Origin of the sequence: Bacillus sp. 204(2023), from assembly GCF_037027505.1 — a bacterium.
GTDB classification, from domain to species: Bacteria; Bacillota; Bacilli; order Bacillales; family Bacillaceae; genus Bacillus; species Bacillus subtilis.
Genome location: NZ_JAXCHE010000009.1, coordinates 120,890 through 137,848, shown reverse-complemented (window position 1 = coordinate 137,848; position 16,959 = coordinate 120,890). Strand labels below are relative to the sequence as shown.

Below are 16,959 nucleotides of genomic sequence, written 5' to 3'. Positions count from 1 at the left end.
AACATTTTAGTCATTAAGTACATATGCAAATGTATCATAACCTGCTGTTCAATTCAATCATTTTTTACACAATATTGCCATTGCACATCAAAAAAACCTCCGCGATAAAGCGGAGGTTTTAGCTGAATAAATAGGTAAGCGCGTCAGACACGGCAGCTTTTCCTTGATCAATGCAGTCGGGAATGCCGACACCTTCGAAAGAAGCGCCTGTCATATAAACACCCGGATACGCAGATGCAAGTGCTTCACGCAGCTCCTTGATACGCTGCTTATGGCCGACATGGTACTGCGGCATGCTTTCATGCCATCGGGTGACACATGTCATTTCCGGCTCGCCGTTTATGTTCATGACTTTCTTTAAGTCTTCTAACACAATGTTGATAATGTCATTATCTGATAGATCGACAATGGATTCGTCTCCGGCTTTTCCGACATATGCCCGAAGCAGCGTTTTGCCTTCCGGCGCTGCGTGCGGCCATTTTTTATTCGTCCACGTACAGGCTGTGATCGCAAAGTCACTGTTTCTTGAAATGACAAAACCCGTCCCCTCATGCTCCATTTGGACGGAGCCTTCGGGGAAACCTAAAGCGACGTTTGCCACGGATGTGGAGTGCATATTTTTCAAATGAGAAATGGCAGGAAGCTCAGAAAGCATTCCCGCAGCAGCTTTATGCGGAGCAGTCACAATTACTGAATCAGCATCAAGTGTGACGCCGTTATCCAGTTCGAGCGAATAGCCAGAGCCGCTATGGCTGAGTTTGGTCACTTTTGTGCCTTTATACACCTTCGTCAGCTTTAACTGCTTTTCGATCTCTTCTACAAGGGTCTGCAAACCGGTTGACAGAGTCTGGAACTGCCCTTGTTTTTTTGCCGTCAGCTGCTGGCCTGAGCCTTGAGGCCTTGTTTTTTTCATGCCGAGAATCAGGCTTCTATGCTTTTGTTCCGTCTGGTAAAATTGCGGGAATGTCGACATCAGGCTGAGCTTGTCAATGTCGCCTGCGTAGATCCCTGATAGAAGCGGCTCGATTAAGTTCTCGACCACTTCATCTCCGACACGTCTGCGGAAGAATTCTCCCAATGACTGATCATCCTTTGTTTTGCTTGCAGGCAGGATGAAATCCATAGCAGCTCTCGCCTTCCCGGACAAGGAAAACAGACCCGTAGAAACAAACGGCGCAATTTTTGTCGGTATCCCCATTACAGCGCCCTTCGGCATTGGATGCAGGGTGCGGTTTACAAGCACATAGGATTGTCCGGTCGCATTGTTGACAAGCAAATGCTCAAGACCTAAGTCTTTAACAAGCTGCGGGGCGCTTTTCTTTCGTTCCAGAAAGGAGTCTGGCCCTCTTTCGATGATATAGCCGTCTTTCTTGACTGTCTGGATTTTCCCGCCGACTCTCGGACTTGCCTCCACAAGTGTCAGCTCAAGCGGCAGATTCTTTTCTTTGATTTCTTTTTCCATATAGAAGGCGGCGGCTAAACCGGTAATGCCGCCGCCGATGATGACTACATGTTTTTTGCCGTCACTCATGTTCATCGCCTTCTTTAACGTCCTAATTTTTTTAATACGACTGTTGCCAAAGCATCAATAAATTCAGGCTTGGCATTTGGCATTTCCGGCCGGTAATAGCTTGCGCCGATATCGTCAGTCACCACTTTGCATTCATAATCATTATCATAAAGCACTTCTAAGTGATCCGCGACAAATCCAACAGGAACATATACAAATGCTTGATAGCCTTTTTGTTCGAATAAATCACGTGTTAAATCCTGAACATCGGGTCCGAGCCAAGGATCAGGCGTGTTCCCTTCACTTTGCCAGCCGACAGCATATTCGGAAACGCCTGCGCCTTCAGCAATCAATTTCGCCGATTCATGCAGCTGGTCCGGATACGGGTCTCCAAATTCTTTGATTTTTTCCGGCAGGCTGTGTGCGGATACGATGAGCATTGCGTTTTCTCTTTCATCCTCAGGCATTGACGCATATGTTTCCTTCACTCGGTCAACCCAATATTTCACGAACTTCGGTTCATCGTACCAGCTTTCAACTGACGTAATCGTTAAGCCGCCGAGTTTTTCAGCCTCTTCTTTGGCACGTTTGTTGTAGGACTGAACGCTGAACGTGGAGAAATGCGGCGCCAGCACGATGCTGACTGCTTCTGTAATGCCATCCTTATGCATCTCTGCTACGGCGTCTTCAATAAACGGCTCGATATGCTTCAGTCCGATATACGCTTTAAACGTAATCTCATCCTGAATTTCATTCAAGTGCTGTTCCAGATTATGCGCCTGCTCTTCTGTGATTTTGGCAAGCGGTGAAATGCCGCCAATCGCTTCGTATCTGTCTTTCAAATCTTGAAGCATTTCAGGTTCAGGCTTTCTGCCTCTTCTGATATGTGTATAATAACGTTCAATATCTTCTTCCTTATAAGGCGTGCCGTACGCCATCACGAGAAGCCCCATTTTCTTTCTACTCACTGTTTACACCCTCTTTAATGATCTGATACAAACATTTTGACAGGATATCATTAAGATACCAAAAGATATGCTTAGGAATATTGACCCATTTTTTTGTTTTGTGAATATTCATGGACAAATGCTGTCAGTTTTTTCAAAACCTCGGGACTGACATCAGGAAATACCCCATGGCCAAGATTGAAAATGAAGCCGTCTGATTTCATACCCTGATCAAGTATTTCCTTCGTTTTCTTCTCAATGACTTCCCATGGCGCAAGCAAAATGGACGGGTCCAGGTTGCCCTGCACTGTTTTAGTAATTCCTTTTGATCTGGCTTCATCAATGCCGAGTCTCCAGTCAAGCCCGACAACATCGAGAGGAAGGTCATGCCAATCACCTGCAAGATGGCTTGCGCCAACGCCAAACATGATCAGTGGCACATTCTCCTTTGCGAGCTCTGAAAAAATCCGGTTCATTACGGGTTTGATGTATGTTCTGTAATCTGCCTGATTCAATGCGCCGACCCACGAATCAAAGATTTGAATCGCTTTTGCGCCTGCCTTAATCTGCGCTTTCACGTACACGATGATCATGTCGGCAAGCTTGGACATCAGCAGATTCCATGCATCTGGCATACTGTACATGAAGGCTTTTGTTTTATTGTAGTTTTTCGACGGGCCGCCTTCGATCATATAGCTTGCAAGCGTAAAAGGCGCACCTGAGAAACCGATGAGCGGGACGTTCAGCTGCTCATTGACAAGCAGTTTAATCGTCTCAAGCACGTACGGCACGTCCTGTTCCGGATCAATCTGGCCGAGTTTTTCAATGTCCGCCAGAGACCGGATTGGCTGATCAATAACAGGACCGATCCCGTTTTTGATTTCAACATCCACACCGATTGACGGCAGCGGCGTCATGATATCTTTATAAAGGATTGCAGCATCGACTCCGTATTGCTCAACCGGCAGTCTTGTGACATACGCACAAAGTTCTGGCTGATGTGTGATCTCAAACAATCCGTACTTTTCCTTCAGCTTGCGGTATTCCGGCTGTGAGCGCCCTGCTTGCCTCATATACCACACAGGCGTGTGATCCGCTTTTTCTCCCCGCGCAGCTTTTAAAAACGTCTCGTTAAACGTTTCTCGTTTACTCATCTGATTTCCACCTTTCATACGGCAACCATACGTTCGTATTTCTTGACTTATTACACTATACCTTGTTTTAGGCAAATGGTATAGAAATGTAGCTCAAAGTTCAAAAAATCGCCGAATTCCATTAAGAGGAAAACAATTTTGGCTGAACGTAATCGGTTCCTTCCCCTTCTCTTTTTGTCTGTGTATTATAAGGCACAATTTTATAAGACGCGCCCGAAAATAAGTTGGCATAAGGAATTTCATAGCTTCCCTTCCCTTCAACCGAATCAAGAAGCGTCTCCTCGCCGTCCTTGTTTACATAAATTCTGTATACGGCCCGATCATCCTCTTGAGCGTCCCACTTTAATTCAATAGTAAAGAGTCCCGCTGCTTTAAATGTGTAATCGGCTGTGAGTGTTTTGACCGGCTGCAGCTCAATCGGGCTTTCCAGGTCTTTAATGTTTTTAGGCTTTGTGAACACAGAACCGGTTTCTCCTGCCTGTGTCAAAATATCCTTAAACAGCCGCGTCGGGTATGAGCTCCCGGCTTTCAAATAATGGTTTTGATCCGTTTTGTCATAACCCATCCAGACTGCCCCGGTTATTTTCGGCGTATAGCCTGCAAACCAGGCGTCCTTTGTCGCGCCGGAGACGCCTGTATAAGATGTAGAACCTGTTTTTCCCGCCAGGTCGCCGTGATAGGTGCCGGACGTGGCCGTTCCCTTTTTGACTACCTGCTGCAGCATTCTCGTCATATTCCAAGACGTCTGCTTGCTGAAAACCCGCTTTCCTTCCTCTTTATGATCGGCTATTGTTTCTCCGTCTTCATCTATTATGCTCGAGATAAAGAAGGGTTCCGTATACGTTCCATTCGCGGCAAATGTATGAAACGCGCCGGCAAGCTGGAGCGGCGAAACGCCTTTTTCCAAGCCTCCTAGAGCGAGAGCAAGTCCTTCATCAGGGATATCAATGCCGTTTGCTTTCAAATAAGATTTTCCTGTTTCGACGCCGATCTCATTCAGCGTCCAGACAGCCGGCGCGTTTTTGCTGTACGTAATGGCGTCAGACATAGTGACTTCGCCCTCATACCGGCTGTCGTAGTTTTTCGGCGTATAATCTCCGTAGGTCTGCAACTCATCCTTCAATAGAGAATATGGCTTAAATTTCTTTTCCTGCATCGCCGGTCCGTATACGGCAAGCGGCTTAAATGTGGAACCCGGCTGGCGGACAGCTGTGACACGGTTATATCCTTTGGATGTGTAATCCCTTCCGCCGATGGCCGCTTCTACACCGCCTGTCTTGTTATTAATAAAGACCGCGCTTCCCTCGGCATTCTGATCTGTTCCGGGATAATAGCTTCCCTCTTTCATCACCTGGTAAGCCGTCTTCTGCAGCTTCGAATCGAGCGGCACCTTGATCGTGTATCCGCCTTGAAGAAGCTGCTCTCCGGAAATGGAATACTTGTCCTCCGCCTCTTTAATCACAAGGTCAATGTAGCTGTCAAACCAAGGTGTTTCCGACTGTTTCTTCACGTGCAGTCCAAGCGTCCGGCCCTGTGCGGTGACAGCCTCTTTCGCACTAATATAGCCTTGGTCATTCATCATGCCTAGAATTGTATCACGCCGTTCCTTATTTTTATCAGGGTGCAAAATCGGAGAGTACGTAGAAGGCGCCTTCGGAATAGCGGCCAAAACAGCGCCTTCAGATATAGTCAAATCTTTTACTTCTTTATTAAAATAATAGTGGGACGCCGCTTGTATGCCGTAGACCCCGTGTCCGAAGTAAAGCTGGTTTAAATACATTTCAAGCAGCTTGTCCTTGCTGTAATCCCGTTCAAGATTAATCGCAATGATCACTTCTTTTGTTTTTCTTAGAAATGTTTTGTCATGTGTCAGAAAAATATTTTTGGCAAGCTGCTGGGTGATCGTGCTTCCGCCTTCCACCTTTCCGCCTGCTAATATATCGCGATACACTGCTCTTCCGACAGATTTTGCATCAATGCCGTGATGCTCATAGAACCTTTTATCCTCAACAGCGATAAACGCTTCTCTGACCTGCTTCGGAATCTCATTGATCGAGACCGGCTCGCGATTTTCTGTATACAGGCTTGCAACCTCATCTCCGTTTTGATCAACAATTTTTGAAGAAGCATGAAGAATAAGCTTTTTTTCATCTATGACATAATGGCCGAGAAAAATAATTGAAATATATCCTATTAAAGCGAGAAAAGCAGTTAACACTAAAATAATGATAGGTATAAAAAGTTTCTTTTTCTTTATCTTAAACATGAACTCACCTCGCCTTTCTAAAGGTAGTATGGGAAAAATTGTTTGGAATTATGTTCGAAGCACTCGCCAATAGAAACTTATACCATTGTTTTGATATACTAGCAAGCAGGAGGTGGCTGATATGAAGGTTTATATTACATATGGGACAGCCGATTTTTTAAAAACGATCGTAGAGAAGCATCCCTCAGAAAATATCCTTTTGATGCAGGGGCAGGAAAACGCCATTTTGATTCATGAAACAAACGGAGATACCGTTTTTCAGGCACCACACGCTTATGAAGTCATTGACCAAGTCGGAGAGATCAAACATCCCGGTTTTGCAGTATTGAACAATATTGCCGTCACTCAGGAAGGGCGTCCGCTGTTTGAAAACAGATTTAAAAACAGAGCGGGAAAAGTCGAAAACGAGCCTGGCTTTGAAGCCATTCGAGTGCTCCGTCCGCTTGACAGTGACACCTATGTCATTCTAACCTTGTGGGAAACGGAAAGCGCCTTTCAAGACTGGCAGCAGTCCGGTTCTTACAAAGAAGCCCACAAAAAACGCGATACATCTGCCGGAATTGACACAACGTCGATCTTCTCCCGGCCTTCCTATGTCACCACATATTTCGCTGTCGAATAGCTGCCGGCATGTCCGGCAGCTTATTTTATTGGGAGGAAAGCAAAATGAAGCATACTTGCCCAGTCTGCGGGTTTAAGAGATTGGCTGAACCGCCATATGATCATGAAGGCAATCATTCTCATGAAATCTGCCCGTGCTGCGGTTTTCAGTTCGGATTTGATGATTACGAGATGCAGCACGAGGATGATTCATATTTAGAGCCATCGGAAAGCATCATCGCCTATAGAAAAAACTGGCTTGCTGAAGGGTGCGTCATTTTTTCTCCTGAATGCTTCCCAAAACATCTGCAAAAAGCGAATAGAGTATTAAGGCATCATCGATTGAGCAGCTGAAACAGATCAATGTTCATCTTCCATCATAACCCTCCCTCTGTCCCGGCACCTTCCGCCCGCCTATGAATAATCTGTAAGCGGAAGGAGTGATTGATGATGGAAGTCGGGATTTTGTCTGTCCATGTTCTGTATGTGTTTTTTATCGGTGCAATTATCCTATTTATGCTGCTGAGAAAAGACACGACATTTATTTCTCTATTCGGCATTTTTATCATATCGCTATGGGCCAGCCATTCACTTTCAGCTTCTGTCAGCAGTTTATTCCACAGCTTTATCTATGCGGCCGGCGAACTGCTGCCCACGATTTTCATCATTTGCTTTATCGTTTCAATGAGTGATTTGTTAACAAAAACAGGGATAAATGAAGCGATGATTTCTCCCTTTGCAAGCCTTGTGAGAGGGCCTGTGACTGCCTATTGGCTGATTGGGGGCCTGATGTTCGCCATTTCTCTCTTCTTCTGGCCTTCTCCGGGTGTCGCTTTAATCGGCGCCGTCCTGCTCCCCGCAGCCGCACGTGCCGGTTTGACGCCTCTTGCCGCGGCAATGGCCATGAACTTATTCGGACACGGTTTTGCCCTCTCAGGAGACTTTGTCATTCAGGCGGCGCCAAAGCTGACTGCAGATGCAGCAGGCATTCCAGTCGGTGATGTCGTCTCGGCCAGCATTCCGCTTGTGCTGATTATGGGTGTGACTACAACAACCGCTGCCTTTATCATGATTCAGCGCGAACGCAAAAAACAGGAGCATCCCGCTTCTTTTTCCCCCGTTCTTTCCGGCGAACAAGACAACTCGCTGTACTTGCCAAAACGCCTGCGGTCCATACTGGCTTTTTTGATTCCGCTTGCCTTTCTTGCAGATATCGCCTGCATGCTCTTGTTTAACCTACAAGGAAATGATGCCACCGCGTTAATTGGCGGGTCTGCAATCTGTATCCTCCTTACCGTTCATTTTTTCGTGTATAAGCATAAAGGGCTTGAAAAAATCACCGGCTATTTTATTGACGGATTTAAGTTCGGTTTTAAGGTTTTCGGCCCCGTCATCCCGATTGCCGCTTTCTTTTATCTTGGCGACTCAGGCTATGAGAGCATACTGGGCACTTCACTCCCTAAAGGTTCCCACGGCATTGTCAACGATCTTGGCATTGCTTTATCCCATATGATGCCTATGTCAAAGGAGCTTGCCGCCGCTGCATTAACTGCCGCTGGAGCCATAACAGGCCTTGACGGCTCAGGATTTTCCGGCATTTCTCTCGCCGGCTCCATCGCAAAGCTCTTTTCGTCCGCTCTCCATGCCGATCCCGCCGTTCTGACCGCGCTCGGACAAATCTCTGCCATCTGGGTGGGCGGAGGAACACTGGTCCCATGGGCGTTGATTCCCGCCGCAGCCATTTGCAAAGTTGATCCTTTTGAGCTTGCCAGAAAAAACTTCATTCCCGTTGCGATTGGCCTTTTGGTGACAACCCTCGCAGCTGTGATGATGCTTTAAAACAGCATGAGTTGAAATATTCAGACTTTTTCTATACAATCATGGAAAACATAGAAAAGGGGGAAGCGGCTTTGTCCATATCCACACTGCAGAAAGAGATAAACAAACAGCTCGACGGCTGTTTTGAAGAAATGGTTGAGATCAGGCGCCATTTTCATATGTATCCTGAGCTTTCATTTCAAGAAGAAAAAACCGCCGCATTTATTGCTTCCTATTATGAATCGTTAGGAGTCCCAATCCGCACAAACGTTGGCGGCAGAGGGGTTTTAGCATATATAGAAGGAAGCGAACCCGGCCCTACAGTCGCTTTGAGGGCCGACTTTGACGCTCTCCCCATTCAAGATGAAAAAGATGTCCCTTACGCCTCCAAAGTGCCTGGTGTCATGCATGCATGCGGCCACGACGGCCACACCGCAGCTCTTCTCGCAGTGGCCAAGGTCCTTCACCAAAACAGACATGAACTGAAGGGAACATTTGTGATGATCCACCAGCATGCAGAAGAATATTATCCGGGAGGCGCAAAGCCAATGATCGATGACGGCTGTCTCGAAAACACGGATGTGATATTCGGCACTCATCTTTGGGCAACTGAGCCGCTCGGAACTATTCTCTGCCGCCCCGGCGCCGTAATGGCTGCGGCAGACCGATTTACGATTAAAGTCTTCGGAAAGGGCGGCCACGGCGCTCATCCGCATGATACTAAAGACGCCGTCCTGATTGGTTCGCAAATCGTTTCCTCTTTGCAGCACATTGTCAGCCGCAAAGTCAATCCGATTCAATCCGCCGTCATTTCGACAGGCTCCTTCATCGCCGACAATCCGTTTAATGTCATCGCAGACCAAGCAGTACTCATCGGCACAGCGCGTTCTTTTGATGAAAATGTCCGGGACATTCTGGAGAAAGAAATTGAAGCGGTTGTAAAAGGAATATGCAGCATGCACGGCGCGTCCTATGAGTACACCTATGAACAGGGTTATCCGGCGGTTGTGAACCATCCTGCCGAAACGAGCCACTTGGTGAGCACCGCAAAGAATACCGAGGGCGTTCAGCAGGTCATTGACGGTGAACCGCAAATGGGCGGCGAGGATTTTGCTTATTACTTACAAAACGTGAAAGGCACTTTTTTCTTTACAGGTGCCGCTCCCGAACAGCCAGATCGAGTTTATTCCCACCACCATCCGAAATTTGATATCAACGAAAAAGCCATGCTGACAGCGGCCAAGGTCCTTGCCGGCGCTGCGATCACCTATCATCAGCTATAAAAAAACAGCCGGAGTGTTTATTCTCCGGCTGTTTCCTTTAATATCCTCAGATGAAAAACATGTCTTGCCGTTTCTCCAAGCTGAGCAAGCAGCTTATAATTGGCAATTCCGCCGACTGCCGCTCCTACGCCCGGCAAAAGCTGAAAAAGCTTCACGACGTCGATATAATCGCGATATTCCTGCTGGAACACTCTCCAGTCGATGCTCTTTTTCTCCGTCTCCCAATTTTCGATGACAGAAAAAAGCGATTTACGGCCATCATCACTCGAAAACGCAAGCTGAAACACGAGCAGCAAGAACATCCTTTCTTGTGCATCCTTGACATCAAAGCCATAAATGGAAGACAAGGTAAATAAACACTTCATCTTAATTGAAAGCAGCAGCGGAAAATCAGCAATGCCTAAAAAAATGCCGCCCGCTCCGGTGCCGACTCCCTCAGCAGCTGCCACTTTCTGATAAGAAACAATCGTTTTTTTCGCCAATTCGTTTTTTTCACTGAGCGACAGTGCACTTGTATCCTTTTTATAAGTGATGATATTAGAGCCGGCCATTGTCGCTTCTACCATTTTTCTTACACTCTCGGTGACGACCGTATGGATTTTTTCAGGAATCCGTTCATTCACCTTCGTCTGGACACGCTTCGAAAAGCGTTCAAACATGGAATCCTTTCGCAAAAAATGCATTTTCCATTCCAAAGCTTCCTGCATCAGCAGCTGATTATCTGTCATTTGATTACCTCTTTTCAGTTCACAGCTTTCCGTGCTTTTTCAGCCTGGTTGTCATATAAGCAGGCAAAACAACAAAAATCAGAACGGCAGAACCGATCAGCGCGTACAGAAAACCGGTCAAGCCGGCTGCATAGGCAGATGCAACAGACATCAGCAGCGCTTGAATACTAAGTGCAGTTTTTAATAGAGAGAAATAGCTTTTCAGCTTTGTTTCTTTTTTCACAGGGTACAGCTCTTGAAGCGCCAGATGGTCAAAGTGGCCGAAGAGCGGCAGAAGCTGAATGCCCGTAATGAAAATTGCAAACACAGTCAAAACCGCTGCAATCAGCGGGCTAGCTGAGACATACATAATGATCAGCGCGAAAACGATCGTTAATCTGACAAGAATGCCCAAATAATCACTCGAACGCAAAAAGGCGCGGGTGAACATATAGGCAAATGTTTTGCGCTGTTCAAACGGCACAAGCCGCAGCAAAAAGTCGAGATAAGCTCTGCGTTTGGCTTGCTTTCGCAAATGCGGCACATCAGTAAACAGGTTGGCAATCCGATAGAAACGCTGCTTTCGTCTCAATTCGGACTCAATATGGCTCTCCCATTTAAATGTTTTTCGTTTTGCTGCGGAAGACATATACAGATAAAGAACAGCCATAATGACATAGACGAGAAGCGCATACATATAAACAGATTGGAAAACAAAATAAAGAACGAGTGTATTCGCCGCAAAGCGAATGATGACGTCCATCCGTTTCATGCTGCGGTCGTTTTGGAAAGTCGTGCGCCATTCCATTACCTGATTCCACGCTTTCAGCAGCAACAGTTGGACAAAGACCGCGGCATACGATACGAGCGAAGCCCCCGGTGTGACTGCGAAATAAAGCGGCATCGCAACGATGCTCAGCGCAATAAGCGGAAACAGCTGAGACACATAGCTGTAGACAAACGCCTGCTTCAAGTAAGGCTCCATTTTTGCTTCAAGAGGCAATAAGAAAACAAGGTCAGCCTCCTTCAAAAGCGTTCGCACATAAGAGCTTGTCAACACGAGCGAAAACAGCACGGCCATCACCCAAAAGGATGGAAAGTGAGCGGGAATGTCCCGTATCCATTTGCTGTACCAGCTTGCAGCGCCCGCTAGAAAAAAAATCAAAACAATGACGAGGTGATCATTGAGCATATATTTCATGTATGTTCTTGTTTCTTTGATATGCTCCTGCAGCCGCGACTGCCAAATATCAAGCATATTATTCATGGCCAGCGTCTTCCTTTGTAAGCTCAAGATACAAATCGTCCAGCGCCGCGTCCTTCATTCCAAACTGCTCTCTGAGCTCTGACAGCGTGCCGCGCGCCCGCACCTCGCCGTTATGTAAAATAATAAACGAATCGCAATAGCGTTCTGCCGTTGCCAAAATGTGTGTTGACATCAGCACGCTCGCCCCGCCTTTTTTCGCTTCATTCATCCGTTCAAGCAGCGCGTTAATGGCAAGCGGATCAAGCCCTAGAAAAGGCTCATCAATAATGTAGAGCGCAGGCTCTGCCAAAAATGCGCACATAATCATAACCTTCTGCTTCATTCCTTTAGAAAAATGGGCCGGGAACCACTTCAGCCTCTTTTCCATTCGGAATTCCTTTAAAAGCGGAGGCAACCTTTTCTCCATCGTTTCTTTTGACAGTCCATATGCCATGGCTGTTAGTTCAAGATGCTCCATCAGCGTCAATTCTTCGTATAAAACAGGTGTTTCAGGTATATAGGTAAATTGTGAACGGTAGCCTTCCGGATCCTCAGCAAACGTTTTACCGTTTAATTCGATTGAACCTTTATGCGGGTCCATCAGCCCGATGATATGTCTGATTGTTGTACTTTTACCAGCACCATTCAGCCCGATTAAGCCGACAATTTGATTCGGTTCAAGGGTGAATGATACGTTTTTTAAAACCGGATTCCTTGTATATCCGCCGGTCAAGTCTTTTACCGATAGCAGAGACATAGTTTCTCCCCTTATAGTGTTTTTCTTCATAGTACCAAAAACAAGGCCTGATTTGAAACAATTCCCTTTTAACAAATGATAAATTTGCTGTCATAAAGAGACAGGGTTCTGGACATCATAATAGTTGTAGAGGAAAAGCATATCAACTGAAAAATGAGGTGTTTGTCAAAGACGTCTTAGAAACAGTTGGATAGAAAATAAACATGTCCAATGCTCAAACCATTTCTCTTCACTGAATTGATGAATTCTTCATGTATGAAGCAAATTGTCAAATGAGGTGTTTATCGCAGGAATCGTTAGGCATTAAACAAGTCTTCATTTTATTGACAAATGAGGTGCTTACCAAAGGCATAACACATTTTCTTCATATAAGCTCTTCCTCTGCATTCAGGGTGAACGCTCGCCGTTCATCCTGTTTTCTATTTTCTGCATTTCTGTGGTACGATGAGTGTATACATACTAAACAATTTCATAAGGAGGAACCCTCATGCATTGTGCAGAGAATTGTATCTTTTGTAAAATTATTGCCGGCGACATTCCATCCGCGAAGGTGTATGAAGATGAACATGTACTTGCCTTTCTTGATATCAGCCAAGTGACAAAAGGCCATACGCTTGTCATTCCGAAAACACATATTGAGAATGTATATGAATTTACAGATGAATTAGCAAAACAATATTTCCATGCTGTCCCGAAAATCGCCCGCGCTATCCGGGATGAATTTGAACCGATCGGCTTAAATACGCTGAACAATAACGGCGAAAAAGCTGGACAATCTGTGTTCCACTACCATATGCATATTATCCCTCGCTACGGAAAAGGAGATGGATTCGGAGCAGTTTGGAAAACGCATGCTGATGATTATAAACCGGAGGATCTGCAGAACATCTCTTCCTCTATCGCAAAACGCCTGGCCTCATCATAAGATGAGGTTATTTTATTTTGTGAACATTTCGCAAACATCCGTCAATTTCTTTTGATAATTCTAATTTTTTATCAAAAAACTGAATTTTTGTGATAGGATAATTGTATTATTTTATACATTAACGTGGAAAACAGGGAGAGATCATAATGGAACGTACAACGAATTTTAACGCAGGTCCTGCAGCGCTGCCACTGGAAGTTCTGCAAAAAGCACAGAAAGAATTTATTGATTTTAACGAATCCGGCATGTCTGTTATGGAGCTTTCCCACCGCAGCAAAGAGTATGAAGCGGTGCACCAAAAAGCGAAAAGCCTCTTAATCGAACTGATGGGCATTCCGGAAGATTACGATATCTTGTTTCTTCAAGGCGGGGCAAGCCTTCAATTCTCAATGCTTCCGATGAACTTTTTAACACCTGAAAAAACCGCACATTTTGTCATGACAGGCGCTTGGTCTGAAAAAGCACTGGCAGAAACGAAACTGTTCGGGAACACGTCTATTATCGCTACTAGTGAAACAGACAATTACAGCTATATTCCAGAGGTTGACCTTACGAATGTAAAAGACGGCGCATATTTACATATCACATCCAACAATACAATTTTCGGCACTCAGTGGCAGGAGTTCCCGAATTCTCCAATTCCGCTCGTAGCCGACATGTCCAGCGATATTTTAAGCAGAAAAATCGATGTGTCCAAATTTGATGTGATCTACGGAGGCGCCCAAAAGAACCTCGGCCCTTCCGGCGTGACTGTAGTCATCATGAAAAAAAACTGGCTGAAAAATGAAAATGCGAACGTCCCAAAAATCTTGAAATATTCCACGCATGTCAAAGCGGATTCACTCTACAACACTCCGCCGACATTTGCGATTTATATGCTGAGCCTTGTTCTGGAATGGCTCAAGGAAAACGGCGGTGTGGAAGCTGTTGAACAGCGCAATGAACAAAAAGCGCAGGTTCTCTACAGTTGTATTGATGAAAGCAACGGCTTCTATAAAGGACATGCCAGAAAAGACAGCCGCTCACGCATGAATGTCACCTTCACGCTTCAGGATGACGAATTAACGAAAACATTCGTCCAGAAAGCAAAAGATGCGAAGATGATCGGCCTTGGCGGACACCGTTCGGTGGGGGGCTGCCGCGCTTCTATTTATAACGCGGTCTCTCTCGAAGACTGTGAAAAATTAGCAGCGTTCATGAAGAAATTCCAGCAGGAAAATGAGTAAAAAGTCTGGCTATGCAAACCGTCCGTTTGGTATACTGTTTGCATAACACATTCTGTAAAGCCTTCGCAATAAATGATGAGCATATTATTGGAGGGCAAAAAGCTTAGCAGAGGAGAGCATAGTTATGAAAACAAAAGAGTTAGTCATTATGGCTCTGTTTGCCGCAATCGGCGCAGCGCTTCATTCCATTATTCCGCCCTTTTTAGGCGGCATGAAACCAGATATGATGCTGATCATGATGTTCATGGGCATTCTGCTGTTCCCGCGGGTGCAAAATGTACTCGTCATCGGGATCGTGACCGGAATCATTTCCGCGCTTACAACCGCGTTTCCAGCCGGACAGATCCCTAACATCATTGATAAACCGGTATCAGCGTTTCTGTTCTTCTCCCTGTTTCTCTTGTTCAGAAAGAGCCGAAAAACAGGTGCAGCCGCTGTGCTGACAGTGATCGGGACCATCTTATCAGGAATTGTGTTTCTATCGTCAGCTTTATTGATCGTCGGTTTGCCGGGCGGTTTCGCCGCATTGTTCGCGGCTGTTGTTCTGCCGGCCGCTGTGCTGAATACAATCTCAATGATTATTATTTATCCGATTGTGCAAACCATTTTAAGACGTTCAAGCTTTATGGAAGCTGCTAAATAATTGTCACACAAAACCTCTTCCGCTTCCGGGAGAGGTTTTTTTGAACAGAGCGCCCGCAGCATGTCAGCATGTTTTAAGCGAGGAGTTTTGTGAAAAAGATAAGACATAGTGTAAAGGCGGTTCCGGTTGAACAAACAAGCGCTTTCTGCCGGATGACTTTCTTGGGCGGATAAGAAGCAGCCTGGCTGAGAAGTCTGATATAGTAAACAGAGCCTGAAGCGAAGGCAAGGGTGATGCAGGATAACACAATCAAAAAGACAGACAACCTTCTCCCTCCTTTTCACTTAAAAAATATGCTAAAATAAAGCAAGCTATGTATAGAAGTTCAGGCTTTCAACAAAAATGAAAAATGCTGAATGAATCCTATTTGAAGAAAAAGACGGGGTGATTGTAATGGCGAGCGGACGTTCTCTATTAACAGGACTATTCGTAGGCGGCATCATCGGAGGAGCAGCGGTTCTTCTTACTGCACCTTCCTCAGGAAAGCAGCTGCGTGAAAAAATGAAAACCAATTATGATTCTTTTGAAGAAACAATCAAACGCTTAAAGTCAGACGGGCTTGCATTAAAAGACCAGCTGATCAAAGCGGCAAAAGAAAGCACGGATGTTATTAAAGACGTGGGCGGCGAGCTCCAAACGTCAATTAAAAAATGGCAGGAAGAGATTAAGCCTCACCAGCAGGATCTGCAAAAAGAAATTGCCGATATCGAAGAGAAAATCAGACAGCTGGAGAAAACCTTACAAAACTAATATCCTATTCAAAAGAAAAAAATGCGGGCTAAAATTGGACCCGTATTTTTTTTGGCCGAAAAACCCTTCCGCCACAATGGTTTGTGAATTTATTAAAAAATTCTTACATTTTCATCTTTATTAATCTTTATTTTATTGGCATAATAGAGAAAAAGAAAAAGAGAAGCAGGTGACGTAATGAATCGAGTGGAACCGCCCTATGATGTGAAAGAAGCTCTGGTTTTCACCCAGAAAATGGCTCAGCTTAGCAAGGCTCTTTGGAAATCGATCGAGAAGGATTGGCAGCAATGGCTCAAACCGTATGACCTGAATATTAATGAGCATCATATTTTATGGATTGCGTATCAATTGAATGGAGCTTCCATTTCTGAAATCGCGAAGTTCGGGGTCATGCACGTATCAACCGCATTCAACTTTTCAAAAAAGCTGGAAGAACGGGGATATTTAAGGTTCTCCAAACGGCTGAATGATAAAAGGAACACATATGTCCAATTGACTGAGGAAGGTACCGAGGTATTCTGGAGCTTGCTTGAGGAATTTGATCCGACACGCAACGCTGTTTTTAAAGGATCACAGCCTTTGTATCATTTATTCGGAAAATTTCCTGAAGTGGCAGAAATGATGTGTATGATACGCCATATCTACGGCGATGATTTTATGGAAATTTTCGAAACGTCACTCACCAATATTGACAATGACTTTGAAAGCGTAAACGGAAAACTGAAGAAAAAAGCAAAGGACAGTGCGGCGGATGAACCGGCTGAAGAGCTCGAACCTGTAAACAGTTAATCAAAATGCTTCATGATGTCGATAAAGACTTCCATCAGCTCTTGATAAAGCCCCTGCTCATACAGGGCAAAAATCGTTTCATGAACATCTAATTTTTCATTCAGCTGTCCGGCAAAAAGCGCAAGGAGCTTATCAAAGGTTACAAATCCTTGCGCTTTTTGTGTTGCCAGCTCTTCCGACAATTCATCGCATATCCTCATAACCGCTTCCCCTTCTTCCTTGCTCAGCCCTTTATCAATGAGAAGCGCATAGAAGGGGTACCTGTCCATATCTACTGTTTTCACTAATAATTGTATGTAATATTCTAATCGCTCAATGCGATGATCCATCGAATCCAT

The 16,959-nt window shown here is 45.3% G+C and carries 17 protein-coding genes and 1 pseudogene; 9 read left to right on the top strand and 9 right to left on the bottom strand.

The features are described from left to right. Window positions 1-118: 118 nt before the first annotated feature. The 4 genes from hemY to WA279_RS17440 all read right to left on the bottom strand — a co-directional run bounded on the left by hemY (window position 119) and on the right by WA279_RS17440 (window position 5,877). Window positions 119-1,531 (bottom strand): protoporphyrinogen oxidase, encoded by a 1,413-nt coding sequence (gene hemY, locus WA279_RS17455; protein WP_032725328.1) that lies wholly within the window; start codon window positions 1,529-1,531, stop codon window positions 119-121. A 14-nt stretch (window positions 1,532-1,545) separates the two neighbouring features. Next, window positions 1,546-2,478 (bottom strand): ferrochelatase, encoded by a 933-nt coding sequence (hemH, locus tag WA279_RS17450; RefSeq protein ID WP_014479346.1) that lies wholly within the window; start codon window positions 2,476-2,478, stop codon window positions 1,546-1,548. Window positions 2,479-2,549: 71 nt separating this feature from the next. Then, window positions 2,550-3,611 (bottom strand): uroporphyrinogen decarboxylase, encoded by a 1,062-nt coding sequence (gene hemE, locus WA279_RS17445; protein ID WP_144452945.1) that lies wholly within the window; start codon window positions 3,609-3,611, stop codon window positions 2,550-2,552. A gap of 121 nt (window positions 3,612-3,732) precedes the next feature. Continuing rightward, complete coding sequence (locus WA279_RS17440; RefSeq protein WP_336156140.1) at window positions 3,733-5,877, bottom strand: transglycosylase domain-containing protein; 2,145 nt, start codon at window positions 5,875-5,877, stop codon at window positions 3,733-3,735. 121 nt (window positions 5,878-5,998) lie between these two features. On the opposite strand from WA279_RS17440, the gene hmoB reads away from it, so the two are divergent. The 4 genes and pseudogenes from hmoB to sndC all read left to right on the top strand — a co-directional run bounded on the left by hmoB (window position 5,999) and on the right by sndC (window position 9,578). Next, the gene (gene hmoB, locus WA279_RS17435) at window positions 5,999-6,499 is read left to right on the top strand and encodes a heme-degrading oxygenase HmoB (RefSeq protein WP_024572544.1); all 501 of its coding nucleotides are present in this window, start codon (window positions 5,999-6,001) and stop codon (window positions 6,497-6,499) included. Window positions 6,500-6,543: 44 nt separating this feature from the next. Further along, a pseudogene (locus WA279_RS17430) lies at window positions 6,544-6,860 on the top strand (hypothetical protein). 64 nt (window positions 6,861-6,924) lie between these two features. Next, window positions 6,925-8,316, top strand: a complete 1,392-nt coding sequence (locus WA279_RS17425) for a hypothetical protein (RefSeq protein ID WP_080286179.1) — start codon at window positions 6,925-6,927, stop codon at window positions 8,314-8,316. A gap of 71 nt (window positions 8,317-8,387) precedes the next feature. Then, on the top strand, window positions 8,388-9,578 hold the full coding sequence (sndC, locus tag WA279_RS17420) for an N-acetyl amino acid acetylase SndC (RefSeq protein WP_120027942.1): 1,191 nt from the start codon (window positions 8,388-8,390) through the stop codon (window positions 9,576-9,578). Window positions 9,579-9,595: 17 nt separating this feature from the next. Here the strand turns inward: sndC and WA279_RS17415 are convergent, their stop codons facing one another. The 3 genes from WA279_RS17415 to ecsA are packed head-to-tail and all read right to left on the bottom strand — an operon-like array spanning window position 9,596 to window position 12,288. After that, complete coding sequence (locus tag WA279_RS17415) at window positions 9,596-10,306, bottom strand: EcsC family protein (protein WP_046160232.1); 711 nt, start codon at window positions 10,304-10,306, stop codon at window positions 9,596-9,598. Between the two features lie 19 nt (window positions 10,307-10,325). After that, entirely contained in the window at window positions 10,326-11,552 is a 1,227-nt protein-coding gene (ecsB, locus tag WA279_RS17410) for an ABC transporter permease EcsB (RefSeq protein WP_017695369.1), read from the bottom strand. Next, complete coding sequence (ecsA, locus tag WA279_RS17405) at window positions 11,545-12,288, bottom strand: ABC transporter ATP-binding protein EcsA (protein WP_003233230.1); 744 nt, start codon at window positions 12,286-12,288, stop codon at window positions 11,545-11,547. The genes ecsB and ecsA overlap by 8 nt, the downstream gene beginning before the upstream one ends. A gap of 487 nt (window positions 12,289-12,775) precedes the next feature. Between ecsA and WA279_RS17400 the strand changes: the two genes are divergently transcribed. The 3 genes from WA279_RS17400 (at window position 12,776) to trpP (ending at window position 15,082) form a co-directional block, all read left to right on the top strand. Next, window positions 12,776-13,213 carry an HIT family protein gene (locus tag WA279_RS17400; protein WP_003233231.1) on the top strand — a complete coding sequence of 146 codons (438 nt, stop codon included), beginning with the start codon at window positions 12,776-12,778 and terminating at the stop codon, window positions 13,211-13,213. A 146-nt stretch (window positions 13,214-13,359) separates the two neighbouring features. Further along, window positions 13,360-14,439 carry a 3-phosphoserine/phosphohydroxythreonine transaminase gene (gene serC, locus WA279_RS17395; RefSeq protein ID WP_336156138.1) on the top strand — a complete coding sequence of 360 codons (1,080 nt, stop codon included), beginning with the start codon at window positions 13,360-13,362 and terminating at the stop codon, window positions 14,437-14,439. A gap of 124 nt (window positions 14,440-14,563) precedes the next feature. Next, on the top strand, window positions 14,564-15,082 hold the full coding sequence (gene trpP / locus WA279_RS17390) for a tryptophan transporter TrpP (protein WP_003233236.1): 519 nt from the start codon (window positions 14,564-14,566) through the stop codon (window positions 15,080-15,082). Between the two features lie 73 nt (window positions 15,083-15,155). On the opposite strand, the gene WA279_RS17385 is transcribed toward trpP, so the two are convergent. Continuing rightward, the gene (locus WA279_RS17385; RefSeq protein ID WP_123373321.1) at window positions 15,156-15,347 is read right to left on the bottom strand and encodes a hypothetical protein; all 192 of its coding nucleotides are present in this window, start codon (window positions 15,345-15,347) and stop codon (window positions 15,156-15,158) included. A gap of 128 nt (window positions 15,348-15,475) precedes the next feature. On the opposite strand from WA279_RS17385, the gene WA279_RS17380 reads away from it, so the two are divergent. Further along, window positions 15,476-15,832, top strand: a complete 357-nt coding sequence (locus WA279_RS17380) for a YtxH domain-containing protein (protein ID WP_003245875.1) — start codon at window positions 15,476-15,478, stop codon at window positions 15,830-15,832. Window positions 15,833-16,009: 177 nt separating this feature from the next. Continuing rightward, window positions 16,010-16,621 carry an HTH-type transcriptional regulator Hpr gene (locus WA279_RS17375; protein ID WP_003239501.1) on the top strand — a complete coding sequence of 204 codons (612 nt, stop codon included), beginning with the start codon at window positions 16,010-16,012 and terminating at the stop codon, window positions 16,619-16,621. Here WA279_RS17375 and WA279_RS17370 read toward each other — a convergent pair. Then, a complete protein-coding gene (locus tag WA279_RS17370; RefSeq protein WP_009966921.1) occupies window positions 16,618-16,959 on the bottom strand; it encodes a YhaI family protein in 342 nt (113 codons plus the stop codon). The two genes, WA279_RS17375 and WA279_RS17370, sit on opposite strands and share 4 nt — an antisense overlap.